Below are 24,078 nucleotides of genomic sequence, written 5' to 3' on the forward strand. Positions count from 1 at the left end.
CATTCAATGCCCTCGCGGTAAGCGATTGATGTTGCTATGTGTATCAACATAACATTAAAAGCTTACCTCGGTAGGCTTTTTTTATTTTATAACCATAATAAATAAGTAAAATGCAAACTGAAAAGTTGAAATTGGCAATACAAAAAAGTGGTCGCCTGCACGATGATTCCATTAAACTTTTAAAAGAGTGTGGTATTGATGTTGCCAATGGCATAAACCAGTTAAAAACAGAGGCTAGCAATTTTCCATTGGAAGTGTTTTTTTTAAGAGATGATGATATTCCCCAATATGTTGAAGATGCCGTGGCAGATATTGGTTTTGTGGGTGAAAATGTGGTGTATGAAAAAAATAAAAAATTAAAAATAGTTGAACAGTTGGGCTTTGGAAAGTGTCGTCTTTCTATTGCAGTAAAAAAGGGAGAATCATATAATGGCCCCGAATATTTACAAGGTAAAAAAATTGCAACAAGTTATCCGGTTATACTCCAACAATATCTGCAACAAAAAAACATAAAAGCTGAAATACATGAAATTAGTGGTAGTGTTGAAATTGCACCCGGTATTGGTTTAGCTGATGCTATATGCGATTTGGTGAGTAGCGGTTCTACTTTGTTTATGAATGGTTTAATAGAGGCAGAAGTAATATTGAAATCGCAAGCTGTTTTAATTCAACACCAACAATTGTCTGCAGAAAAACAACAATTACTGGAAAAGTTGGTTTTTCGTATTCAGGCGGTAAAAAAGGCGAAGAATAATAAATATGTGTTATTAAATGCGCCAAACGATAAACTTTCAGAAATTATAGCGCTGTTACCGGGCATGAAAAGTCCTACAGTTCTACCTTTAGCACAACCAGGGTGGAGCAGTGTTCATAGCGTTCTAAGTGAAAATCAATTCTGGGAAATAATTGAGCAACTAAAAAATGCCGGTGCGCAGGGAATTTTAGTAGTACCTATTGAAAAAATGATTGTTTAAAAACTATTATCATGCAAATTTTTAATAACCCATCTATCAACGATTGGCAGCAAATACTGCAAAGACCGGCTATTAATAACGATACGTTACAAAACACTGTTTTGCACATATTAAAAAGTGTACAAACAGAGGGTGATGAAGCAGTAAAGTCTTTTACAAAAAGCATTGATTATATTGAACTAAAGCAGTTACAAGTTACTCCGGAAGTAATTAAAAAGGCCGGCGAGAAAGTAGATGCAGCTTTAAAAAATGCCATTGATATCGCCATTCAAAATATTCGTCTTTTTCATCAAAAACAAGTGCAGGCTATTGAAAAAGTTGAAACAATGCCGGGAGTATTATGTTGGCGAAAATCTGTACCAATAGAAAAAGTGGGTTTATATATTCCGGGTGGAACAGCACCATTATTTTCTACTTTAATTATGTTGGCAATTCCTGCTAAAATTGCCGGATGTAAAGAACTGATTGTTTGTACTCCGCCACGTAAAGATGGAACCGTTAGTGAAGTTATCTTATACACTGCATCTGTTTTGGGCATTGAAAAAGTATTTGCTATTGGGGGAGTACAGGCTATTGCAGCAATGGCCTTTGGTACAGCTTCCGTACCTCAGGTATATAAAATTTTCGGACCTGGAAATCAATATGTAACAGCTGCCAAACAATTCATTCAACAACAAGGGGTAGCCATTGATATGCCGGCAGGACCAAGCGAAGTTTGTGTATTGGCCGATGAAAGTGCAAATCCCGATTTTATTGCTGCAGACTTACTTTCACAAGCTGAACATGGCCCCGACAGCCAGGTTGTTTTAGTAACAAACCAAATGATAATAGCGGAAAAAGTAATAAAGGCTATTGAACAACAGCTAAATAATTTACCACGGAAGACAATTGCAGAAAAAGCCTTACAAAACAGTAAGTGTATTATTATAGATGATTTAGAAGATGCTATTGCTTTAGTAAATACCTATGCCGCAGAACACTTAATCATTCAATGTGAACATGCTGAAGCAATTGCAGAAAAAATTACCAATGCCGGTTCTGTATTCTTAGGCAATTATTCACCTGAAAGCGTAGGTGATTATGCCAGCGGTACAAATCATACTTTGCCTACTAACGGTTTTGCTAAAGCATATAGTGGCGTTAGTGTTGATTCGTTTGTGAAAAAAATTACTTTTCAACAAATTTCACAACAAGGCTTGCAACAAGTTGGCCCCGCTGTTATGCAAATGGCAATTGCCGAAGGATTAGAAGCACATAAAAATGCAGTTCAGATAAGATTAAATCAAACAATTTAAACAACTTAATATGTCATTTTCTCTTCAATCATTAATACGAAAAAATATTGCTGCTTTAAAGCCCTATTCATCTGCAAGGGATGAGTTTAGTGGCGAAGCTTCGGTGTTTTTAGATGCGAATGAAAATAGTTTGGGTTCACCTACTATAAAATGGTATAACCGTTATCCTGATCCTCATCAAAAAAAATTAAAAGCTGCAATTAGTGCTGTAAAAAGTGTTCCAGCTGATCAAATTTTTTTAGGAAATGGCAGTGATGAATGTATTGATATATTATTCCGCACTTTTTGTGAACCAGGAGTTAATAATGTTATTGTTTGCCCGCCAACTTATGGCATGTATGAAGTATCAGCAGCTATTAATGATGTTGCTGTAAAAAAAGCCCCTTTAACACCGAATTTTCAACTTGATACTTTAGCAATTGAAAATTTAGTGGATGGTAACACAAAAATAATTTGGCTTTGTTCACCTAACAATCCTTCGGGAAATTCATTAAACAGAACGGATATAGAAACAATTTTAAATAATTTTAATGGCATTGTTGTAATTGATGAAGCATACATAAATTTTTCTCGCCAAAAATCGTTTATTCAAGAGTTAACTGAATATCCCAACTTAGTAATACTTCAAACATTTAGTAAAGCATGGGGCCTTGCAGGTTTGCGTTTGGGTATGGCATTTGCTCAGCAGCCCATTATTTCAATAATGGATAAAGTAAAGCCTCCTTATAATATTAATCAGCTGACACAAGAAATAGTAACAAATGCATTACAAGAGGTGGGTATGGTTAACGATATGATTAAAGAAATTGTGGCCATGCGTGAGGCTTTAGCAAAAGTTTTTTTACAAATACCTGTTGTAGAAAAAGTGTATCCATCTGATGCTAATTTTTTATTAGTGAAAGTTAAAAATGCACAATCGGTGTATAATTATTTATTAACAAAAGGCATAGTGGTGCGTGATAGGAGTAATGTTATACTTTGTAATGAATGTTTACGTATAACCATTGGTACGGAGCAGGAAAATACTATGTTGGTTGATGCGCTAGCTGCAATTGAGTAATATCAATTATTGAAGTGCCACATACAATCTTTAATTACCTTTAACTCGTCAAACAAATTTTTTTTAAGTTTTTGCATTACTGCAAAAACATTCCTGTATCTCAAATAATACTTGTATGAAAAAGAAATTGATTGTTTTTATGTCGCTATTGTGTCTTTATCAAATGGCCAATGCTAATACAATTCATTCTAATGATTCTGTTATCGTTCATTCCGGTTCAATACAACCCGATGCCGATAATGCAGGTTTAATTTTACCTAAAGGTTTTGGTGCATTAATTGTAACCAGTTCTTATGGTAAACCAAGACACATTGCCATTACTCCTGAAGGATATTTATATGTTAAGTTAGCGCAACCCTTTAATGGGAACGGCATTTATTTGTTAAAAGATAAAAATGGCGATGGTAAAATAGATGATGCCATTGGTTTTGGTAATTATGGTGGTACCGGTATTGCATTAAAAGATGGTTATTTATATGCATCATCCGATGAAAATGTATATCGTTATAAGTTGAACAATCAACATGAAGTAAGCAACCCAAATGATCCTGATGAAATAATTCATGGATTATTGAATAGGCGGGAGCATGAATCAAAATCAATTACATTGGATAACAGTGGTAATATATATGTTAACATAGGTGCTTATTCCAATGCATGCCAGGTACAAGATAGGGTACCGGGAAGTCCGGGTTTGAAACCATGTCCAATATTAGATTCTGCCGGAGGTATTTGGCAATTCAAAGCCAATCAAATGCATCAAACTTATGGTGACGGCATTCATTATGCTTCCGGTTTAAGAAATGTTGTAGGTTTAGATTGGAACACACAAACCAATTCATTATTTGTAATGCAACATGGTCGCGATCAGTTACACGATAATTGGCCTAAGTTGTTTACAGTTCAACAAAGTGCTGAATTGCCTGCTGAATGTATGTATGAAATTCATAAAGGCGATAATGCCGGATGGCCTTACATTTATTACGATCAAATTCAACACAAGAAAATATTAGCACCTGAATACGGTGGTGATGGGAAGAAAACTGCCGGTGAAGATGCTATTAATCCTGTTATGGCTTTTCCCGGCCATTTGGCACCCGATGGTTTATTATTTTATACTGGTAAAATGTTTCCTGAAAGATATAAACATGGTGCATTTATTGCATTTCATGGGAGTTGGAACCGTGCTCCCTTACCTCAAGAGGGTTATTACGTAGTATTTGTTCCTTTTAAAGATGGAAAACCTACAGGTGAATGGGAAGTTTTTGCCAATGGTTTTGCCGGAAAACCACCTATTACATCAGCCAGAAATGCACACCGTCCCTGTGGTTTGGCACAAGGGCCTGATGGTTCATTGTACATAACAGATGATAATAAAGGTGCTATTTACAGAATTATTTATACGGGAAAATAATAGATCGATAAAAAATATTTAAACTCGAATTCATCCATTATGATAAAGTTTTTTTCTTTTGTTATGGCTATTGCAGTTATAGCAGTAGCCATAACTGCTTTCACTCCTTCACAAATAAATGATGTAAAAGCATCTGTTAAAAGGGGAGAAAAAGTTTATACAAAAGTTTGTTTGCCTTGCCACATGGCTGATGGAGGGGGAGTCCCTAATATGAATCCGCCTTTAATTCAAACTTCATATGTTTTAGGCGATAAAACAAAATTAATTAGCATTGTTTTGCACGGAATGAATGAAAGAGTACCGATTGACGGTGATTATTATTCAAATAATATGGCTCCACACAATGACTTAACCAATCAGCAAATTGCTGATGTATTAACCTATGTTAGAAACAGTTTTGGAAATAAAGCCAGTGCCGTTACTCTCATTGAGGTAAAGCAAACCCGTTCTAAAAAAAATTAAATTAAAGACTTACATATTTGCATGAAAAAAATTTTATTCATAGATAGAGACGGAACCATCATCAACGAAGTACCACCTACTTATCAAATAGATACTTTTGAAAAATTACAATTCTATCCGCAGGTTTTTAGATACTTGGGCTTAATTGCTGAAGAATTAGATTATGAATTAGTAATGGTTACCAATCAAGATGGATTAGGCACAAGTTCATTTCCCGAAGAAACTTTTTGGCCGGTACAAAATTTTATAATGGATTGCTTACAACAAGAAGGAATTTATTTTAAAGAAATATGCATTGATAAAAGTTTTCCGGAGCAACATTTGCCAACGCGTAAACCGGGTACCGCCATGCTTCAAAACTATATGAATAATCCTGGATACGATTTGGCTAATTCTTTTGTAATTGGCGATAGAATTACCGATGTACAACTGGCAAAAAATTTAGGTTGCAAAGCAATTTGGCTTAATAGTGATGAATTGCTTGGAAGTGCTGAAATTTCAGACGAAATGAATGTTTTAACTTCAACAATTGCTTTAAAAACTTTAGAATGGCGTGAAATTTATAGTTTCCTAAAACTGTCCAACCGTTGCGTAAAACACAACCGTAAAACCAATGAAACCAATATTGATATTGATTTGAATGTTGATGGTAGTGGCGTTGCCAATATTCACACTGGCTTAGGTTTTTTTGACCATATGTTGGAACAAATTGCCCGACATGGTAAAATGGATATAAGCATTACTACTAAAGGTGATTTACATATTGATGAACACCACACTATTGAAGATACAGGAATAGCATTGGGTGAAGCATTTGCTATAGCACTGCAAGATAAAAGGGGTATGGAACGTTATGGTTTTGCCTTGCCCATGGATGAAGCAGAAGCAAAGGTGCTAATTGATTTTGGCGGAAGAAGTTGGCTGGTTTGGGATGCTGAATTTAAAAGAGAAAAAATTGGTGATATGCCCACAGAAATGTTCTTTCATTTCTTCAAATCTTTTTCTGATGCGGCTAAATGCAACTTAAACATTACATGTAAAGGCAGCAATGAGCATCACAAAATTGAAGCTATTTTCAAAGCATTTGCAAAAGCAATGAAAATGGCTGTTAAGCGTGATCCATTTACTAATTATTTACCAAGTACTAAAGGGGTTTTATAAAATTTGCAATTGAAAATTATTTAATGTAATTGCTGTTTACTTTGCTTTAGTAGTAATAATTGGTTTACTATTAATTTTTAACCAAAAATAGCCTAACATCATTGCAATAATTGTAGCAATTAATACTGAAATTTTAGCAATGTCTTGTTCATTTTCACTTTTAAAGGCAAGTGTAGCAATAAAAATACTCATGGTAAAACCTATACCTGCCAACATGCCGGCTCCAATCATATGATGCCAGTTTACTTTTGCAGGCAGTACTGCCCAACCTCTTTTCACCATTAAATAAGCCACACCGCAAATACCCAACGGTTTACCAATTACTAATCCTGCAATAATGCCCCAGCTAAGTGATGTATCTAAAGCTTCGGCAAAATTTTGTGGTAAAACAATGGCTGTATTGGCCAAAGCAAAAATGGGAATGATGATGAAGTAAACCGGTAAATGCAGTTTAACTTCAAAATTTACAATGTCTTTTAAAGGAATAAAAAAAGCAAAAATTACTCCGGCTACGGTGGCATGTATGCCGGAATTAAACATAAAATACCAAAGTAGTACACCTAAAATAATCTGTATCCATGCAAATTTTTTATGCATTTTTTGCAACCACCATAATAATACAATTACAATAGCACAACCTAACAGATAGATGAAATGCAGTTTTTCTCCATAAAATAATGCAATTACAATAATGGCACCTAAGTCATCAATAATTGCTAATGCTGTTAAAAAAATTTTTAGATTAACCGGTACTTTATTTCCCAGTAATGAAGCAATGCCCAAAGAAAATGCAATGTCAGTAGCCGTGGGGATGGCCCATCCGCTCATAAATGCTGAATCACGATTGAATTGAATAAACAATATTGCCGGTACAAGCATGCCTCCAACAGCACCTAGTGAAGGAAGTAACGCCTTTTTAATAGTGTTTAATTCTCCTTGAACCACTTCTCGTTTAATTTCCATTCCGGCTAAAAAGAAAAAAAAAGCCATCAAAAAATCATTGATGATAACCAGAGGCGAATTGGGTAAATGCAATCCAATTACATTGAAACTATGTGCTTCATTTGCATTAAAATGATAATGCCATAAATGCGTGTATGCTTCACCTATGGCAGGAATATTACTGATAATAAGGGATAATGCTGTACATGCTAATAGTATTATACCGATAGAACGGCTATCGTGCATAAATGCCAACAAAGGATAAAACCATTTTTGTGTTTTATTATTCTTAAGCGTACTCATATACAAACTATTATTGCAACATGAACAAATTATAGCCCTGCAGAAATGGCAATGACCGTTACAGGATTATAAGCTGCAATATAGTTTAAAAAAAATTATTAGTTTTTGTGCATGGTGTAGAGTATGCCACCTAATAAGTGTCCTAAAAATAATGGGTCACTATATGATGCATCTGTATGGCCTAATGCTGTATAAAAAACTCTTCCACCTTCAAATGAATGATACCAACTCATGGGATGGTAATCACCATTTTCACCACCATGGTATGATTTTTCATCAATAGTTAGTAATACATGAACACTGTCCCAATGTGTATTTTTAAAATTGTACCATTCGTCCCAACGCGTCCAAGTTTCGGGTAAATTCTTGGTAGCAATAAAATGGTTATCAACTACATGCAGATTAGCATTTTGTTGTTCCGGATGGCTTTTGAAATAAGCACCAATCATTCGGTTATACCATGGCCAATCGTATTCTGTATCGGTAGCTGCATGTATTCCCACAAATCCACCTCCGTTATGTATATATTCTTCAAAAGCTACTTTTTGTGCGTCATCGAAAACTTTACCGGTAGTGCTTAAAAAAATAATAGCTTTGTATTTTTTTAAATTTGATGTGGTAAAAAAGTTGCTGTTAGTAGTAGTATCTACTATGAAATGATTTTCTTTTCCCAGCTTTTGAATTGCTCCTATGCCTGCAGCAATTGACTCATGGTGATAACCCGCAGTTTTGCTAAATACTAAAACCTTATCTTCTTTTTTGTTAAAGGATACCAATAATACCACTAACAAAATTGAAGCAGCTGTTGATAATATTTTCATAAGGCGATTTGTTAGTTATAATTTGAAATAGAAAGCAATAATCGTTTTATGCTTATTGTAATGGAATAATTTATTTTATTTGGATGGCGATACAGAATCAAAAACCACCACTTTCTCCCATAAATGGCCGCAGGTTTCAATAAAACGTAAATGAATAGGGTGGGTTTGGTATATTTCTTCGTCGGTTAAATTTTCAAAAATAGCCAGCCATGAAAAATGGTAACTTCTTTCAATAACATTCCTATTGGTTGATGCCAGCACACCAATATGAAAACTTTTAATTTGAGGAACTTTGCTTAAAGCTTGTAAACCTTCATGCAATGCTACATGTGCTTGTTGATTATTGGGTTCTTTTAACCAAAAATAAACGTGATGAATAAAGTAATTTTCTGGAATCATGCTTTATAGTTTATAAAATAGATGTACAAAAAATAAAACATTAAGTTAATAGTTTAAGTTAGAATTGTATATAATGTGTGACTACAATTTTTTGGTTTGGCCATTTTTTTAGCATATATCAATTATTGATATTCACCAAATACCTTCCGTAGCACATCAGCAATTTCAACTATGGTACTATAATTTTCCACAGCCTCAATAACCTAAGGCATCAAATTGGTATTTTCTTTTGCAGCAGTAGCAATTTTTTGTAAGCAAAATGCTACTTGTTTATTATTACCCTTTTTAATACCTGCATCTGTTTTTTTGTATTTATACAATAAAGTTTAATTCAACACATTTTTGGCTTCATTGCTAATTACTTCACAAGCTACTTCATGTAAATTGCCTTTTTTGTCTGTTAAACTATATTCTAATAATAATTTATTTAAATCAGAACCATTAGCAGAAACAGGTAGGTTTTGTGCTAATTGATTGATGGTATAAATACTTTGATCTTTCAGGTTTTTAATGGCTTTCCAAGCATCGGTGCTAACATAAATTTGTTGTGTTATATTGTGTTCAAATTCCTGCTTAATGGTTTGTATTAACAGTATTTGCATTTCTTTTGCAGAAATATCAGATGTATTTAGACGGCTGATTAAATTGGGTAATGCAATTCTATTGGCTAATAAAACCAGCCTTTCATAAGCTTGTAATTGCATTAACCGGCTATTGGCATCATTATTCATATTATTCATGGGCTTTTCCTCATTTTGTTTTTTGGATGGCCAAAAGTTAATGACCAAAAACAAAATAATAATTGCGCCTACAATGCTAATAACCAATGTATTGTTCATGTATCAATAAATTTTTTCAAAAATACTTGAATGTAAAGGTATTGCTTACCATTGTATACAATTAAAATAAAAAGCCCCGTTTTAAACGAGGGCTTTATTAAAGAAAGTTTATTTATTCAGCATGGCTTTAATAGCTGCCGTAAGCTTTGGAACTACTTCAAAGGCATCGCCTACAATACCATAATCTGCTGCTTTGAAAAAAGGTGCTTCAGGATCTTTATTAATTACCACAATTGTTTTACTTCTATTTACCCCCGCTAAATGTTGTATGGCTCCTGAAATTCCAATTGCTATATATAAATTTGGCGCAATTTGTACACCGGTTTGACCTACATGCTCGTGGTGTGGACGCCAATGTGCATCAGCTACCGGACGGCTACATGCAGTTGCAGCATGCAATGTGTGAGCTAAATCTTCTACAATACCCCAATTTTCCGGCCCTTTTAATCCACGGCCACCACTTACAACAATATCTGCTTCGGTTAAAGGCACTTCTCCACTTACTTTGTTTGTTGCTAAAACTTTTATGGAAGGTGATGGTACATCAACAGTTAATTGTTCAATGGTAGCTATACCATCAACAGTTTGTATACCAAAACTATTCGGATTAATAGTAATTACCTTAATAGCTGATGTAATTTTTACATAAGCAAAAGCTTTACCGCTAAACACAGTTTTCTTTACCACAAAATCATTGTCGGTGGTAGGTAAAGCGCAAGCACCGGTAACTAATCCTGCTTTAAGTTGAATGGCAACACTTGGCGCTACAGCTTTTCCTGTTTGATTATGGCTAAATACCACTACCGATGCATTCAGTTGTTGAACGGCACCGGAAATAACTTTTGCATATACCAATGCATCTACATGATTTAAATTGTCATTTTGTATTTGGTAAACTTTACTAACACCGTAATTACCCAACTGAGCTAAGTTATCGCTCACGGTTCCTAATACCAAAGCATTTGCGGTTGTGTTTAACTGCTTAGCCAAGGCACTACCGTAAGCAGCAGCTTCAAATGAAGCTTTTTTTATATGGCCTTCTGATTGATCAATGAATATTAAAACAGACATAAAATAATTTTTTATTTTTTCAAAATTGAATTTTTATTTCCGACAATGGTTTATATCACTTTTGCTTCTTCATGCAATAATTTCACCAACTCTTCTACATTGTCGGCAGGCACCAATTTAACACCGGCTTTGGCAGGTGGCAACTCAAAAGCAACAATATGTGTAAGTGCTTCTGTAGCCACTGCATTCAATACTTTTAATGGTTTAGTACGTGCAGCCATAATGCCACGCATATTTGGAATACGTTGCTCGGCCATTCCTTTTTGGCAACTGATTACAGCAGGTAAATTAACAACATCAACTTCCTCTCCACCTTCAATTTCACGGGTAACTTTAGCTTCAGAACCATTTAATTCAAATTGTGTGGCTAATGATATATAAGGTATGTTCAATTCTGCCGCAATCATTCCGCCAATAGCTGAACCGTTATAATCAATGGTTTCTTTTCCTGTAAATATTAAATCATAGTTTCCTTCTTTTGCTACTGTAGCTATTTGTGTAGCAATGGTATAAGCATCATCGGTTTCCAAGTCTATGCGCATGGCTTCATCACCGCCTAAAGCTAAAGCTTTGCGAATAATGGCATCACAATCAGCTCCACCTACGGTAATTAAATGTAAAACAGCGGATGGATCTTTTTCTTTTAATTCAATCGCTCTAACTAAAGCATACCATTCATCGTAAGGATTAATAATCCATTGTACACCTGCATCTTCAAATTGCGTATTGTTATTCTTAAAAGCAATTTTTGAAGTAGTATCAGGCGTTTTGCTAATACAAACCAGAATTTTCATATGTGCGTTTTTAAATGAAACAATTTGAATCCAAATCTGTTAAAAAACTGGAATATAAATTAGTTGTTTATGCAACTATTGGCAAATATAGTAAGCTTTTCTTTCAAAGTTTATGCTGTTGCAAAAAACTTCTATTAATTTTCAAATTTGTTTACACCAATTTTGCATTTATAGAAAGTAAATTGATAGGTATGAATAGGATAGAACAATTGCTTCAGTTTCTAAAAGAAAACCCAAAAGATAACTTCGTTCGCCATTCTTTGGCATTGGAATACATTAAATTAGGCGATGATTTAAAAGCCCGTATTTTATTTGAAGAAATATTAAACGACTCACCCGAATATATTGGCAGCTATTACCATTTAGCCAAATTGTTAGAACGACAAAATCAAATTGATTTAGCTACCGAGTGGTATGAAAAAGGGATGGCGGCAGCTAAAAAAGCAAACGATATGCGCAGTTATAATGAATTACAAGCTGCTTATGAAGACTTAATTTATTAAGCTATTTTAAACGAAGATTACATAGCATTTTTCTACCTTTATGTTTTAAACGATTGCTATGTTAAATACTATTCAAGAAAATGTTTTTCGTGCAGAAAAATATGTAACGCCAACCGGTAATAAATTAAATTGTAAGGGTTGGGTGCAAGAGGCTGCTTTACGGATGTTGTTGAATAATTTAAATCCTGAAGTAGCTGAAAAGCCTGAAGAATTAATTGTATATGGTGGAAGAGGAAAAGCGGCCCGCAATATTGAGTCATTAGATTTAATTATTAAAGCTCTTAAAGATTTAAATAATAATGAAACATTGTTGGTGCAAAGTGGCAAACCGGTTGCCATACTAACAACTCATGAAGATGCACCACGTGTATTAATTTCCAACTCGCAATTGGTACCTAAGTGGGCCACATGGGAGCATTTTGATGCCTTGGAGAAAAAGGGGTTAATGATGTATGGCCAAATGACTGCAGGCAGTTGGATTTATATTGGTTCGCAGGGAATTGTGCAAGGTACTTTTGAAACCTTTGCTGCTGTAGCCAAAAAACATTTTAATGGAACTTTAGCCGGCACATTAACAGTAACAGCAGGTTTAGGTGGAATGGGGGGGGCTCAACCATTAGCAGTTACCATGAACGAAGGGGTATGCCTTGTTGCAGAAGTGGAAGAGTGGCGAATTGATAAACGCCTTCATACCAGGTATTTAGATGAAAAATGTATTGTAATTGATGAAGCAATTGATAAAGCACTGGCCGCTAAACAACAAAAAAAATCATTAAGCATTGGGGTATTGTGTAATGCTGTTCATTTACTGCAGCGTTTGTTGGAAAGAAATATTCAAGTGGATGTTTTAACGGATCAAACCTCTGCACACGATCCTTTAATTGGCTACATTCCACACACATTAACCAACGAACAAGCCAACATACTCAGGCAGGAAAATCCAGAAAACTATAAAGCATTGAGTTATGAAAGTATGAAACAACACGTAGCTTATATGTTGGTTTTACAGGAAAAGGGTGCCATTACATTTGATTATGGTAATAATTTAAGAGCTAGAGCCAAAGAAGCTGGCTTGCAAAATGCCTTTAATTTTCCCGGTTTCGTGCCGGCTTATATCAGGCCCTTATTTTGTGAAGGTAAGGGGCCTTTTCGTTGGGCTGCTTTAAGTGGCGATCCCGCTGATATTGTTGCTACCGATAAATGTATTTTGGAATTATTTCCTGAAAATAAAAGTTTGCACAAATGGATTAGCATGGCTCAACAGCGTATTGCTTTTCAAGGGCTTCCTGCCAGAATTTGTTGGTTAGGGCAGGGGGAAAGAGAAAAAGCAGGTCTTGCTTTTAATGAATTAGTAAGGAAAGGAATTGTAAAAGCACCAATTGTTATTGGCCGCGATCATTTAGATACTGGTTCTGTTGCATCCCCTAACCGTGAAACCGAAGCTATGTTAGATGGGAGTGATGCTGTAGCCGATTGGCCTATTTTAAATGCATTGGTGAACACTGCAGGTGGAGCCAGTTGGGTAAGTTTACACCATGGTGGTGGAGTTGGAATGGGATATAGCATTCACGCAGGTATGGTAATTGTTGCGGATGGCACTGAAGCAGCTGCAAAACGATTGGCCAGAGTGCTGCGAAATGACCCTGGTATGGGTGTAATTAGGCATGCCGATGCCGGGTATGATATTGCTTTAGATACTTTACGTAAAAACGGATTAAGCCTTTCCGATAGATTGAAATAATGCAATTGGCGTTTAATCCAAGTCTTACTTGAATCATTATAAAAAATAAGAGGCTGCCTTTTGAGACAGCCTCTTTAATAAGATGTGTATCATAACTAAGCTACTGCTATATTTTTTGCAACCCTTGTTTTAACTGCTTTCAATGGCAATGAAATTTTTAAAATCCCATCGGTATAAGCGGCTTCAATATTATCGGTTTGAATATTTTCCGGTAATGAAAAAACTTTTTTGAATGATTGAGGGGCAAATTGTTTTTGTAGAATTTTATTGTTTGTTTCCTTTTGCTCTGTTGGTTGGTTATATTCCACGGTTAATAATCCATTTTCTGATTGAATGGTAAAGTTGGTTTTATTTCTTCCGGGTACCATTAATTCAATTTCGAAAGCCTTTTCTGTTTCATAAATATTGACAGGAATAGCAATGTTGTTATTTTTCTCATAAGCCTGGTGTAATAAAGCATTATGAAAAGGTCTGTGTTGTGAACGGTAATACATAAATTTTAAATTTTTCTATTTTCGTTCAAATTGCATTCCTACAAAGAAAATGAAACTTAATTAAGACAAAGTGACGGTAATTGAACTCTAATTGCGACATTATAACATTTTCGGTTTTAGAAAAACCGCAAATTGGCTGAAGCAGTTAACCACTAAAGTTTGTAAATTTGCATCCTAAACAATCAAAAATATGTATCCTGAAGAGATAGTAAAACCCATGAAGGCGGAATTAACCGAAAACGGTTTTGAGGAAATGTTGACCGCTCAAGAGGTTGATGAAACATTAAAAAAAGATGGAACTACACTGGTAGTTATTAATTCAGTATGTGGCTGTGCTGCCGGTAGTTGCCGTCCAGGGGTGTTAATGGCCATTCACAATGCAACTAAAAAACCAACTCGTTTGGTAACAAGTTTTGCAGGTTTTGATATGGAAGCCGTGAATAGAGTAAGGGAGCATTTATTACCTTATCCTCCATCTTCTCCTTCCATTGCCTTATTTAAAGATGGCAAATTGGTAAGTATTGTTGAGCGCCATCAAATTGAAGGTCGCCCGGCACAAATAATTGCCCAATACCTTATCCATGAATTTGAACAATTTTGCAACTAATTGTTGTACTTTGTTATAGATGTGTTAGTAATGTACGAAGTCCCGTTTCTACGGGACTTTTTCTTTTATTTGAAACAGATTAATTTTACAAGTTTGCCATTTTCTAATTATCATTGCACATTCAAAATTTCACATTAACAAACGGTTATGTATCCTAATCTATATTATGTTTTTAAAGATTTATTTGGGGTAGAGTGGAACGGATTGAAATTAATTAACTCATTTGGTTTTTTTGTAGCCATTTCTTTTGTTGTTTCTGCATGGGTATTAACGCTGGAATTAAAGCGAAAGCAAGCGTCGGGTATTTTAACTTATACTGAAAAAACCATTGTAGTGGGCGGACCCGCCAGCATAAATGAATTAGTTTTAAATTTTATATTGGGTTTTGTATTCGGTTTTAAAATTATAGGCGCATTTTTAATTCCATCTGCATTAGCCGATCCACAAGCCTTTATTTTGTCATCTCAGGGTAATTGGCCGCTTGGTATTATTTTAGGAATGGTATTTACCTTTTTAAAATGGCGTGAAAAAGAAAAAGAAAAGTTAGCAAAACCGGAAAAGCGAATTATACGCGTATGGCCACAAGATAGAGTGGGCGATATTGTAATTTATGCAGCCATTTTTGGTTTTGCCGGTGCCAAAATATTTAATAGTTTAGAAACTTGGGATGATTTTGTGCAAGATCCCATCGGTTCACTTATTTCTTTTAGTGGATTAACCTTTTACGGCGGTTTAATCTGTGCTACAATTGCATTATATTATTACTCAAAAAAGCATAAAATTCCCTTTATTGCCCTTTGTGATGCAGCTGCACCTGCATTGATGTTAGCTTATGCTTTAGGGCGTATTGGTTGTCAAGTAGCCGGGGATGGAGATTGGGGGATTTTAAATAGTGCCTACATTAGTAATCCTGAAGGAAAATTAGTTCCGGCTACAATGGAACAATTTACCAGTGCATTACAAGCCAACCAACATTATTACAGCGAACAGTTTTCCACTTTCAAAATTGAACATCTTTCAGTTCATGCTTTTTGGGGTTTACCTAAATGGTTATTTGCCTACAATTATCCCCACAATGTGGTGAATGAGGGTATTCATTTTGCAAATTGTACCGGTAATTATTGCTCTTTTTTACCAATAGGCGTATTTCCTACACCTTTATATGAAATTATTATGTGCCTAATTTTATTCTTTGTATTGTGGGTTATGAGAAAAAAAATTAACACTCCAGGCAAACTATTTGCTATTTACTTGATATTAAATGGTTTAGAAAGGTTTTTAATAGAAAAAATTCGGGTTAATACACGTTACCATTTTTGGGGTCTGCAACCTACACAAGCAGAACTAATTTCAAGTGCACTGGTTATAGGCGGAATTATACTGTTTATTTATTCCAAAAAAATCAAACTAAAACAATACCCGGCTTTATAAATAAAGTGAATATTTTGTACAACTACTTAGCCAATCCCAAAATGGATTGGCTTTTTATCGCCTATTTTGTTTGTGTTACGCTTTATTCCAAATACAAACTAACTGGTTCACTGTAACTTTTACTTGCTTTAGTCGTTTTATTTCTATACTTCTTACAACATTCTTCTTCCATTATCGCCATTCATCCCCTAAAATTTGCCATTCAATATAAAACAATGTACTATGTTTTGCATACTACTTAGTTTTGTGATGTAATATTTAAAAACCAGAACTTAAAAATAAAACATGAAAAAGAATATTGTATCACTCATGCTTATGACAGTTTTAATTGTCATTGCCTTTACTAGCAACGCACAAACCGGTAAAACTTATACAATTTCAGGTGAAATAACTGGCCAGAAAAAAGGACTTGAAGCTGCTAATGTTATATTATTAAATGAAAAGGACTCTGCTGTTGTAAAAATGGTTATTACCAATAAAACAGGGCAGTACAGTATGGAAAATGTATCTACCGGATCTTATATAATTAAAACAATAGCAATTGGTTATGAAACGTATTTTTCAAATTCGTTTAGATTGTCTTCGTCACAAAAACTAGACTTTCATTTAAAACCATTAACGCAAGATTTAGCTGCTGTAACCGTTACCTCGAAAAAGCCATTAATTGAGCAAAAATTAGATAAAACAATTATTAATGTTGATGCCTCTCCATCTAATACAGGATTAACTGCAATGGATGTTTTAGAAAAATCACCCGGCGTTTTGGTAGATAAAGATGGTAACATTAGCTTAAAAGGGAAACCAGGTGTACTAGTTTTGATTGATGGCAAGCCTTCATATTTAAGTGCAACTGACCTTGCTAATATGCTGAAAAGCATGTCAAGTAGTACTATTGATCAAATTGAATTAATGACCAATCCACCTGCTAAATATGATGCTGCCGGTAATTCAGGTATCATTAACATTAAAACCAAAAAAACTAAAACGGTAGGTTATAATGGCAGCGTTACAGTTGGTTACGGGCAAGGTGTTTACCCTAAAAGCAACAACAGCATTAATTTAAATTATCGAAAAAACAAGATTAATATGTTTGGTAATTTTAGTTATAACTACTACGGGGGCTTTCAGAATTTGAATATTACCCGCAATTTTAGAACCACTAACGGTGAGGATATATTATCCATATTCAAGCAAAAAGCATTTATGAAACGTCAACAAAATAATGTTTCCTATAAAGTTGGGGCTGATTATTATGCTTCTAAAAAAACAACTTTAGGGGTAGTGGTTAATGGTTTTTCTAATCCATCAACAGAAAATAACAACAACGTTACTGATATATTGAATTCTAATAGTGTATTACAAAGTACAACCTTGGCTTCTTCTAAAATAAAAAATAACTTGAATAATATGGCTGTCAATTTTAATGGAAGACATGTTTTTGATAGCACAGGGAAGGAATTGTCAATGGACTTAGATTACGTTCATTACAATACTTTAAATGACCAAATGTTTGTAAACTCATTTTATGATAATTCCGGTAACAAAATGGTGCCTGACCAGTGGTTGAAAGGTAATTTACCTTCAGACATCAATATATATTCAGCTAAAGCAGATTACACTCAACAACTAAAGCATAATATTAAAATGGAGGCCGGTTTTAAAGTTAGTTATGTAAAAACCGATAATGTTTCCAGTTATTTTAATCAGTTGGGCAATCAATGGGTAATGGATAGCACGCAAAGTAACCATTTCATTTATGAAGAAAACATTAATGCTGCCTATGTATCCTTCAGTAAACAGCTTTCAAAAAAATGGAGTTTGCAACTCGGTAGTCGCGTTGAAAATACACATTCAAAAGGTACTCAATTATTTAATGGCCTTTCTTTCGATAGGAATTATACGCAGCTATTCCCAACTTTCTATTTAGGGTATAAGCCAAATGATAATAATCAGTTTTCATTAAATTATGGAAAACGTATACAACGTCCTGATTATGAAGACTTAAATCCATTCTATTATTTTTTAGATAAGTATACATATATGGTTGGGAATCCGTATTTATTACCGCAAATTAGCCAAAATATTGAGGTGAATCATATATACAAAGGCTTCTTAACCACAAGTTTAAGTTATGGCGTGATAGACAACTATATTACACAGGTGTTCAATCAAGTGGATAGTATTCACACCACTTATGTAAAAAACGACAATATTGCCCGGGTTCAAAACTATACTTTAAGTGTAAATGCAGCATTTTCGCCTACAAAATTTTGGAAAATAAACTGGTATAATCAATTCAATATCAATAAGTTTAATGGTTATGTAAATGAAGGATCCATCAATGTATCAGGCTTTAATTATACAACAAATTTTTCAAGCACATTTGAAGTAAAGAAAGGTTTAAATGTGGAATTAAGCGGATTTTACCGAACTGTAACTCAGGAAGGTACCATTACAGCCAATGAAATGAGTCAATTAAACCTTGCTATTAGCAAGCAGATTTTAAAAGATAAAGGTACAATAAGATTAAATTGTCGTGACTTTTTAAAATTGCAACATTTTAGTGGATATAGCCGCTTTCAAAACATTGATGTTCAATTATATAACACTTGGGATACCAGAGTATTTAATTTAAGCTTTACTTATCGCTTTGCTAAAGGAAAAGCCGGAACAGCACCAAGAAAATCAGCAGGTGCCATTGATGAAGCCAGCCGAGTTAAATCGAGCAATTAAAATGTATGGAAAAAGATAGATTCAATCATCCATTCAAAAGTTTTAATCAATTATAATGCAATGCCATTCATTTTATAATGAGTGGCATTTTTTTCAGTTATAAGAATGTTTACTCGTTTAAACATTGATACGCCTGTTATTTTTTTTAATGATTTAAAATTTTGATAAATGAATTTACTTATGATGGAGATGATAAACTTAAAGTTATTTTTTTCTTATAATTTATATTATGTTAAATAATGAAAGTGAAAAATAAATCACATTATTCAATCTATCACTGAGTTAATATTCCTACTCAATCAATAAAAAAATCAAATGTTATACCCGTCTAATACACTAATTGGTTTTTGTGGCTTGAAGATTTTATAATTTGATGATATGCGCCATCCCATAGTACCAAGCGTTTTTTTAGGGCTTCAAGGGTTGCTTCCTCGGCTTCCTTCCAAATTTGTTGGTCGTTGCTACAAAGATGTGCGGTCATTTGTAATGCTAGTTGGCTGTGATGGTCGCCATCCACTTCAATATGCCGTTCTAAATAATATTTAAAAATGGAAATGCTTTGGGGAAAGTTTTTATGGATATCGTTTACCATGGATAAAAACATTCCAGGAATCAAATCTTCTCGTCCAAATGTGAATACGGCAGATTGTAAATATGCTTTTTCTGTTCCAATAATTTTGAAAGTATAATCTACAAACTCATACGCTTCTTTGGGTGTATTTGATGCTATAAGAGCTGCATTGAGATTACCATCTTTTTGCAAAATGCTGATGAAATGCTCAATTTGGGTTGTATCTGCCCCACATTGTTTCATAGCATCAATATATAATTCAAAATGGCTTTTTCTGTTACCAAAACTATCAATGTCTGATTCTTCACCCACCACTATTTCATTAATTAGGTATCGCGTATCTGCCAAGCCTTTTGGGAACCATGGAACCGATGTGCAAGTTAATTTGTTTTGTAGTGATTTTAATAAAGACATAAAATCCCAAACTGCATATACATGGAATTGCATGAATATTTTCAAGTCATCAATGTTTTTAATGGCAGCATAAACTTTATGGTGCATAATTTCCTGCCTCAAGGGTTCAATAGTGTGCTTAATTTTTTCAATTTGCTCAGTCATCTTCTATTTTTTTTATTGGCGACGAAATTAAATAGTTCATGAAATAGTTCCTTAGTTTGTTTTTATAGTTTGCTCAACATTTTTGGTTAATTAAACAATCTATGGTATGCATAAGCACAAATATGTTTGTAAAATAAAAATCCCACAAAGAAAGGCTTTAGTGGGATTTTTAGTAGTAAAATTTTGTTAGCAAAATTAGTGACCGCTAGCAGAAATTAATTGGTCGTAAAATTTCACTTTTGCATCATATGCATCATACAAAGTTGGATTATTCGTTTTTACTTTATCGCGCTTGTAACTATACATATTATATAAAATATCTAAACATTTGCCGAAAACATTTTTTTCAGCTTGAGATTTATCTTTAACTGCATTTAAAGATCTATATGCATTCTCCATCCAAATAATAGTACTATCAGCTAGCGCTGCAGCTGGTTTATCTAAATCAGCATTAGCTTTCTTCAATGCATCAACCTGAGGTTTAATTTGTGCATCATAAGCAGCTTTCTTTTTAGGATCTTTAATATCAGCTTTTGCAGCATTTAATTTTTGTAATGAACGAATATTATCGCGCATTTTATCATCAATATTATTGAATTCTAAATTGTATAAAACGCCGGCATTGTAAGCAGCAATTCCATTCGTAGTATCTTTTGTATAAGCACGTTCAAATGCAGTTCTAGCTTTATTTTTATAATATACTTCTTCTGTACTATCTAATTTATCCTTATCGTCTTTTGGAATATTTGAAAACATTTCACCGAATTGAAGATACTTAGCTGCTGTTAAAGTGCCTGCTGCATCCTCTTTGTCAAACAGTTCAGCCTTTTCTTTTAGTGTATAGTTTTTATTTAAATAATCTGCTTCGTAATCATCCCATTCACCATTTGGATAATATTTTTTTGCTAAAGCCAACCATTTATCAAAAGCTGTTTTATTCTTGTTGTCGCTGGCACTTACTAATAAAAATTTATAAATATCTTCATATTCTTTGCCATTAACACCACTATCTGCCAAGCGGCTATAATATTGGTAAGCTTTGTCTAATTTTTTATCATTTTGATTAGCATATGCTGCATATAAAATGGAAGTTGTATCAAAGGTCATTTTAGATGTACTCCATTTATTTTCGAAAATAACATCGCTATATTTTACCGAATAACCGAAATAAAAAGCAGCAGAATCCCATTTTTTAGCATTGAATTCTTTAACGCCTTGGCTAAATGATGTTACATATAAATTAAAAGGTATATCCTGACCGCCATTTTCTTTCAAAATTTTATATTCAGGATCCATTTCCTGGTATTTCTTAAAGGCTTCTGAAGCAGTTAGTTCAGTATTAGGATATTTTTCGCGGGTCTTATCGTCTTTATACAAAGCTGCATATACTTTGGCTTTCCAGTACCAACCCTCTGCCTTTGCCTGAGCTTTAGGTTCTTGCATTAATTTATCAATTTCTGTTTTAGCATTTTCTAGCTGATTTAAAAGCATGGCAGTTTGTACTTTTTTAAAATCTTGTGCTTTTAAGGCCGATAAACCAAAACAAAGAAAGGCAAACAATAAAAGTTTTTTCATGAGTGTAAGTTTAAGTTATCTAAAATGGTTATGTATTTAATTAGTTTTCAGGACTTGGATTATTAGGTTCTTCAGATGTATTATTGGTGATGCTATTAAGATTCTGTTCATTAGCTTCACTATTCTCTATATCTGTTGTATTTTCCTCGGTTTCAGAAACTTGTTCTTGAATGGTAGATATTGCGGCAATGGCATCATCAGCATCCAGCCGTATTAAAATTACACCTTGGGTTGCTCTACCAGATTCTTTAATATTTGCAATTGGGGTACGTAAAGTTATTCCCGATTTACAAGTAATGATTAAATCTTCTGTATTTTCAACGGCAGTTATACCTACTAAATTACCGGTTTTTTCTGTTATGTTAAGGGTTTTTACTCCTTTACCACCACGGTTAGTAATTCTATAAACATCTTCACCATCGGCATCCACCAATGGTGTTCTTTTTCCATACCCTTTTTCACTTATTACCAATATGGTTTTATTTCTATCTTCTTTATCTACACATACCATGCCAACCACTTCATCATTAGCCTCATCAACCTCTATACCTTGTACACCAATGGCACCTCGTCCGGTTGGACGAACTTTTTCTTCAGGGAAACGAATAGCCCGGCCAGACTTAACCGCTAACATAATTTCATGATTACCATTGGTCATTTTGGCTTCCAAAAGCTCATCTCCTTCAATAATTGTAATGGCATTTACCCCTGATGCTCTTGGGCGGCTAAAATCTTCTAAATATGTTTTCTTAATAGTACCTCTCTTCGTACACAAAACAATATATTTATCAGCAATAGTGGCTTTATCTTCTAAATTATTTACATTTAGAATGGCTTTTACTTTATCATCGGGAGGTATTTGTATTAAGTTTTGAATAGCTCGTCCTTTACTTTGTTTTTCACCTTCAGGTATTTCATACACTTTTAACCAAAAACAACGGCCTTTTTCGGTAAATATAAGCATGGTATCGTGTGTTGAAGCCACAAACAAATGTTCAACATAATCTTCTTCTCTGGTTTTTGTACCAATGGCTCCACGCCCTCCTCTTTTTTGTTGACGGTAATCCGTTGCTGTAGTTCTTTTTATATAGCCTAAATGCGAAATAGTAATAACAACATCTTCTTCTTTAATGAAGTCGAGCATATTCATTTCTTCAGCCAAATATTGAATTTCTGAACGGCGTTTGTCGCCAAATTTTTCTTTAATTTCAATTAGTTCTTTAGCAATTAAATCGTAGCGCAATTGTTCACTGGCTAATAATTCTTTTAAATGGCGAATGATATGAATTAAACTGTCAAATTCTTCCACAATTTTATTGCGTTCCATTCCGGTTAAACGTTGTAAACGTAATTCCAGAATTGCTTTGGCTTGTAACTCAGATAAACCAATGGCTTGCTGATATAATTCTGCGGAAACATCCGTGAATAGTTCTTGCGATAAATACCAATTTTCTTCTGCACTTTTTTGTATTAAAGCCAACTTAGCTTCATCGGGTGTTTGGCTGGCACGGATTAATGCTATTACTTCATCTAAGTGGTCTAATGCTTTCAGGTAACCTTCTAAAAGATGGGCTCTTTCTTCAGCTTTACGTAATTCAAATTTAGCCCTGCGAGTTACCACCTCCATCCTAAACTGAATAAATTCAACAATTAGGTCTTTTAAATTCAGTGTTTTAGGTCTTCCATTTGAAATAGCAACGTTGTTAATACCATAACTGGTTTGAAGTTCTGTGAACTTATATAATTGATTAATGATAACGTTGGCAACAGCATCGCGTTTTAAATCAATTACAATTCGTGTACCTTCCCTGCTATTGCTTTCATTATTCACATGGGCAATACCATCAATGGTTTTATCATTTACTAACTGACCAATTCTATCTGTTAAAGCATCTAATCCAACTTGATAAGGAGCTTCTGTAATAATGATTTGCTCTCTACCACTGGGTTTGGTTTCAATATGACATTTGCCGCGTATAACCACTCTACCCCTTCCGGTTAAAAATGCTTGTTTTACACCATCCATTCCATAAATAATACCACCGGTAGGAAAATCAGGTGCTTTAATGTGTTGCATTAATTCATCAATAGTGATAGCCTGATTTTGAATGTAAGCTACGCAACCATCAATAACTTCACTTAAGTTATGAGGCATCATATTGGTAGCCATACCAACGGCTATACCACTACTACCATTAATTATTAATTGAGGAATTCGAGTGGGAAGTACAGTAGGTTCTTGTAATGAATCATCAAAGTTCAATTGAAAATCTACTGTTTCTTTTTCAATATCTTCCAACATGGCTTCCGCAAAGCGGTGCAAACGAACC

Annotated in this window: 21 protein-coding genes; 11 read left to right on the forward strand and 10 right to left on the reverse strand. The window is 34.2% G+C overall.

Annotation, left to right across the window (positions count from 1 at the left end; translation table 11 throughout):
* Window positions 1–110 precede the first annotated feature (110 nt).
* From hisG to hisB, 6 genes are all read left to right on the forward strand, one after another.
* A complete protein-coding gene (hisG, locus tag ACP5P5_RS08895; protein ID WP_428285755.1) occupies window positions 111–974 on the forward strand; it encodes an ATP phosphoribosyltransferase in 864 nt (287 codons plus the stop codon).
* Window positions 975–985: 11 nt separating this feature from the next.
* Window positions 986–2,269 carry a histidinol dehydrogenase gene (gene hisD, locus ACP5P5_RS08900; RefSeq protein ID WP_428285756.1) on the forward strand — a complete coding sequence of 428 codons (1,284 nt, stop codon included), beginning with the start codon at window positions 986–988 and terminating at the stop codon, window positions 2,267–2,269.
* A 10-nt stretch (window positions 2,270–2,279) separates the two neighbouring features.
* The gene (hisC, locus tag ACP5P5_RS08905) at window positions 2,280–3,329 is read left to right on the forward strand and encodes a histidinol-phosphate transaminase (protein ID WP_428285757.1); all 1,050 of its coding nucleotides are present in this window, start codon (window positions 2,280–2,282) and stop codon (window positions 3,327–3,329) included.
* 115 nt (window positions 3,330–3,444) lie between these two features.
* On the forward strand, window positions 3,445–4,743 hold the full coding sequence (locus ACP5P5_RS08910) for a PQQ-dependent sugar dehydrogenase (protein WP_428285758.1): 1,299 nt from the start codon (window positions 3,445–3,447) through the stop codon (window positions 4,741–4,743).
* 39 nt (window positions 4,744–4,782) lie between these two features.
* A complete protein-coding gene (locus ACP5P5_RS08915) occupies window positions 4,783–5,205 on the forward strand; it encodes a c-type cytochrome (RefSeq protein ID WP_428285759.1) in 423 nt (140 codons plus the stop codon).
* A gap of 21 nt (window positions 5,206–5,226) precedes the next feature.
* Window positions 5,227–6,366 carry a bifunctional histidinol-phosphatase/imidazoleglycerol-phosphate dehydratase HisB gene (hisB, locus tag ACP5P5_RS08920; protein ID WP_428285760.1) on the forward strand — a complete coding sequence of 380 codons (1,140 nt, stop codon included), beginning with the start codon at window positions 5,227–5,229 and terminating at the stop codon, window positions 6,364–6,366.
* Window positions 6,367–6,402: 36 nt separating this feature from the next.
* On the opposite strand, the gene nhaA is transcribed toward hisB, so the two are convergent.
* The 6 genes from nhaA to ACP5P5_RS08950 all read right to left on the reverse strand — a co-directional run bounded on the left by nhaA (window position 6,403) and on the right by ACP5P5_RS08950 (window position 11,535).
* Complete coding sequence (nhaA, locus tag ACP5P5_RS08925; RefSeq protein WP_428285761.1) at window positions 6,403–7,611, reverse strand: Na+/H+ antiporter NhaA; 1,209 nt, start codon at window positions 7,609–7,611, stop codon at window positions 6,403–6,405.
* Window positions 7,612–7,709: 98 nt separating this feature from the next.
* Window positions 7,710–8,432 (reverse strand): ThuA domain-containing protein, encoded by a 723-nt coding sequence (locus ACP5P5_RS08930; protein ID WP_428285762.1) that lies wholly within the window; start codon window positions 8,430–8,432, stop codon window positions 7,710–7,712.
* Window positions 8,433–8,507: 75 nt separating this feature from the next.
* Window positions 8,508–8,831 carry a Dabb family protein gene (locus ACP5P5_RS08935; RefSeq protein WP_428285763.1) on the reverse strand — a complete coding sequence of 108 codons (324 nt, stop codon included), beginning with the start codon at window positions 8,829–8,831 and terminating at the stop codon, window positions 8,508–8,510.
* Window positions 8,832–9,157: 326 nt separating this feature from the next.
* Window positions 9,158–9,670, reverse strand: coding sequence for a hypothetical protein (locus ACP5P5_RS08940; protein WP_428285764.1), 513 nt, complete (start codon window positions 9,668–9,670; stop codon window positions 9,158–9,160).
* Between the two features lie 108 nt (window positions 9,671–9,778).
* On the reverse strand, window positions 9,779–10,741 hold the full coding sequence (locus tag ACP5P5_RS08945) for an electron transfer flavoprotein subunit alpha/FixB family protein (protein ID WP_428285765.1): 963 nt from the start codon (window positions 10,739–10,741) through the stop codon (window positions 9,779–9,781).
* Between the two features lie 50 nt (window positions 10,742–10,791).
* Entirely contained in the window at window positions 10,792–11,535 is a 744-nt protein-coding gene (locus ACP5P5_RS08950) for an electron transfer flavoprotein subunit beta/FixA family protein (protein WP_428285766.1), read from the reverse strand.
* 191 nt (window positions 11,536–11,726) lie between these two features.
* On the opposite strand from ACP5P5_RS08950, the gene ACP5P5_RS08955 reads away from it, so the two are divergent.
* Together ACP5P5_RS08955 and hutU are read left to right on the forward strand one after the other, a co-directional pair.
* Entirely contained in the window at window positions 11,727–12,038 is a 312-nt protein-coding gene (locus ACP5P5_RS08955; protein ID WP_111293301.1) for a hypothetical protein, read from the forward strand.
* 58 nt (window positions 12,039–12,096) lie between these two features.
* Window positions 12,097–13,779, forward strand: coding sequence for a urocanate hydratase (hutU, locus tag ACP5P5_RS08960; RefSeq protein WP_428285767.1), 1,683 nt, complete (start codon window positions 12,097–12,099; stop codon window positions 13,777–13,779).
* Between the two features lie 95 nt (window positions 13,780–13,874).
* Here the strand turns inward: hutU and ACP5P5_RS08965 are convergent, their stop codons facing one another.
* Window positions 13,875–14,273 (reverse strand): Hsp20/alpha crystallin family protein, encoded by a 399-nt coding sequence (locus ACP5P5_RS08965; protein ID WP_428285768.1) that lies wholly within the window; start codon window positions 14,271–14,273, stop codon window positions 13,875–13,877.
* Window positions 14,274–14,463: 190 nt separating this feature from the next.
* Here ACP5P5_RS08965 and ACP5P5_RS08970 point away from each other — a divergent pair, with 190 nt between their 5' ends.
* From ACP5P5_RS08970 to ACP5P5_RS08980, 3 genes are all read left to right on the forward strand, one after another.
* Window positions 14,464–14,880, forward strand: coding sequence for a BrxA/BrxB family bacilliredoxin (locus ACP5P5_RS08970; protein WP_428285769.1), 417 nt, complete (start codon window positions 14,464–14,466; stop codon window positions 14,878–14,880).
* A gap of 147 nt (window positions 14,881–15,027) precedes the next feature.
* The gene (locus tag ACP5P5_RS08975; protein WP_428285770.1) at window positions 15,028–16,311 is read left to right on the forward strand and encodes a prolipoprotein diacylglyceryl transferase; all 1,284 of its coding nucleotides are present in this window, start codon (window positions 15,028–15,030) and stop codon (window positions 16,309–16,311) included.
* Window positions 16,312–16,596: 285 nt separating this feature from the next.
* Window positions 16,597–19,044, forward strand: a complete 2,448-nt coding sequence (locus ACP5P5_RS08980; protein WP_428285771.1) for a TonB-dependent receptor domain-containing protein — start codon at window positions 16,597–16,599, stop codon at window positions 19,042–19,044.
* Between the two features lie 328 nt (window positions 19,045–19,372).
* Here the strand turns inward: ACP5P5_RS08980 and ACP5P5_RS08985 are convergent, their stop codons facing one another.
* The 3 genes from ACP5P5_RS08985 to ACP5P5_RS08995 all read right to left on the reverse strand — a co-directional run.
* Entirely contained in the window at window positions 19,373–20,173 is an 801-nt protein-coding gene (locus tag ACP5P5_RS08985) for a DUF3050 domain-containing protein (RefSeq protein WP_428285772.1), read from the reverse strand.
* Window positions 20,174–20,368: 195 nt separating this feature from the next.
* Entirely contained in the window at window positions 20,369–21,748 is a 1,380-nt protein-coding gene (locus ACP5P5_RS08990) for a hypothetical protein (protein WP_428285773.1), read from the reverse strand.
* A 40-nt stretch (window positions 21,749–21,788) separates the two neighbouring features.
* On the reverse strand, window positions 21,789–24,078 hold a 2,290-nt coding region (locus ACP5P5_RS08995), incomplete at its 5' end, for a DNA gyrase subunit A (RefSeq protein WP_428285774.1).

This window comes from Hydrotalea sp., from assembly GCF_049968455.1.
Classification (GTDB): Bacteria; Bacteroidota; Bacteroidia; order Chitinophagales; family Chitinophagaceae; genus Hydrotalea.

Coding starts and splice junctions, on each gene's coding strand:
- hisG (WP_428285755.1), top strand. CDS start 111: ATGCAAACTGAAAAGTTGAAATTGGCAATACAAAAAAGTGGTCGCCTG.
- hisD (WP_428285756.1), top strand. CDS start 986: ATGCAAATTTTTAATAACCCATCTATCAACGATTGGCAGCAAATACTG.
- hisC (WP_428285757.1), top strand. CDS start 2,280: ATGTCATTTTCTCTTCAATCATTAATACGAAAAAATATTGCTGCTTTA.
- ACP5P5_RS08910 (WP_428285758.1), top strand. CDS start 3,445: ATGAAAAAGAAATTGATTGTTTTTATGTCGCTATTGTGTCTTTATCAA.
- ACP5P5_RS08915 (WP_428285759.1), top strand. CDS start 4,783: ATGATAAAGTTTTTTTCTTTTGTTATGGCTATTGCAGTTATAGCAGTA.
- hisB (WP_428285760.1), top strand. CDS start 5,227: ATGAAAAAAATTTTATTCATAGATAGAGACGGAACCATCATCAACGAA.
- nhaA (WP_428285761.1), bottom strand. CDS start 7,611: ATGAGTACGCTTAAGAATAATAAAACACAAAAATGGTTTTATCCTTTG.
- ACP5P5_RS08930 (WP_428285762.1), bottom strand. CDS start 8,432: ATGAAAATATTATCAACAGCTGCTTCAATTTTGTTAGTGGTATTATTG.
- ACP5P5_RS08935 (WP_428285763.1), bottom strand. CDS start 8,831: ATGATTCCAGAAAATTACTTTATTCATCACGTTTATTTTTGGTTAAAA.
- ACP5P5_RS08940 (WP_428285764.1), bottom strand. CDS start 9,670: ATGAACAATACATTGGTTATTAGCATTGTAGGCGCAATTATTATTTTG.
- ACP5P5_RS08945 (WP_428285765.1), bottom strand. CDS start 10,741: ATGTCTGTTTTAATATTCATTGATCAATCAGAAGGCCATATAAAAAAA.
- ACP5P5_RS08950 (WP_428285766.1), bottom strand. CDS start 11,535: ATGAAAATTCTGGTTTGTATTAGCAAAACGCCTGATACTACTTCAAAA.
- ACP5P5_RS08955 (WP_111293301.1), top strand. CDS start 11,727: ATGAATAGGATAGAACAATTGCTTCAGTTTCTAAAAGAAAACCCAAAA.
- hutU (WP_428285767.1), top strand. CDS start 12,097: ATGTTAAATACTATTCAAGAAAATGTTTTTCGTGCAGAAAAATATGTA.
- ACP5P5_RS08965 (WP_428285768.1), bottom strand. CDS start 14,273: ATGTATTACCGTTCACAACACAGACCTTTTCATAATGCTTTATTACAC.
- ACP5P5_RS08970 (WP_428285769.1), top strand. CDS start 14,464: ATGTATCCTGAAGAGATAGTAAAACCCATGAAGGCGGAATTAACCGAA.
- ACP5P5_RS08975 (WP_428285770.1), top strand. CDS start 15,028: ATGTATCCTAATCTATATTATGTTTTTAAAGATTTATTTGGGGTAGAG.
- ACP5P5_RS08980 (WP_428285771.1), top strand. CDS start 16,597: ATGAAAAAGAATATTGTATCACTCATGCTTATGACAGTTTTAATTGTC.
- ACP5P5_RS08985 (WP_428285772.1), bottom strand. CDS start 20,173: ATGACTGAGCAAATTGAAAAAATTAAGCACACTATTGAACCCTTGAGG.
- ACP5P5_RS08990 (WP_428285773.1), bottom strand. CDS start 21,748: ATGAAAAAACTTTTATTGTTTGCCTTTCTTTGTTTTGGTTTATCGGCC.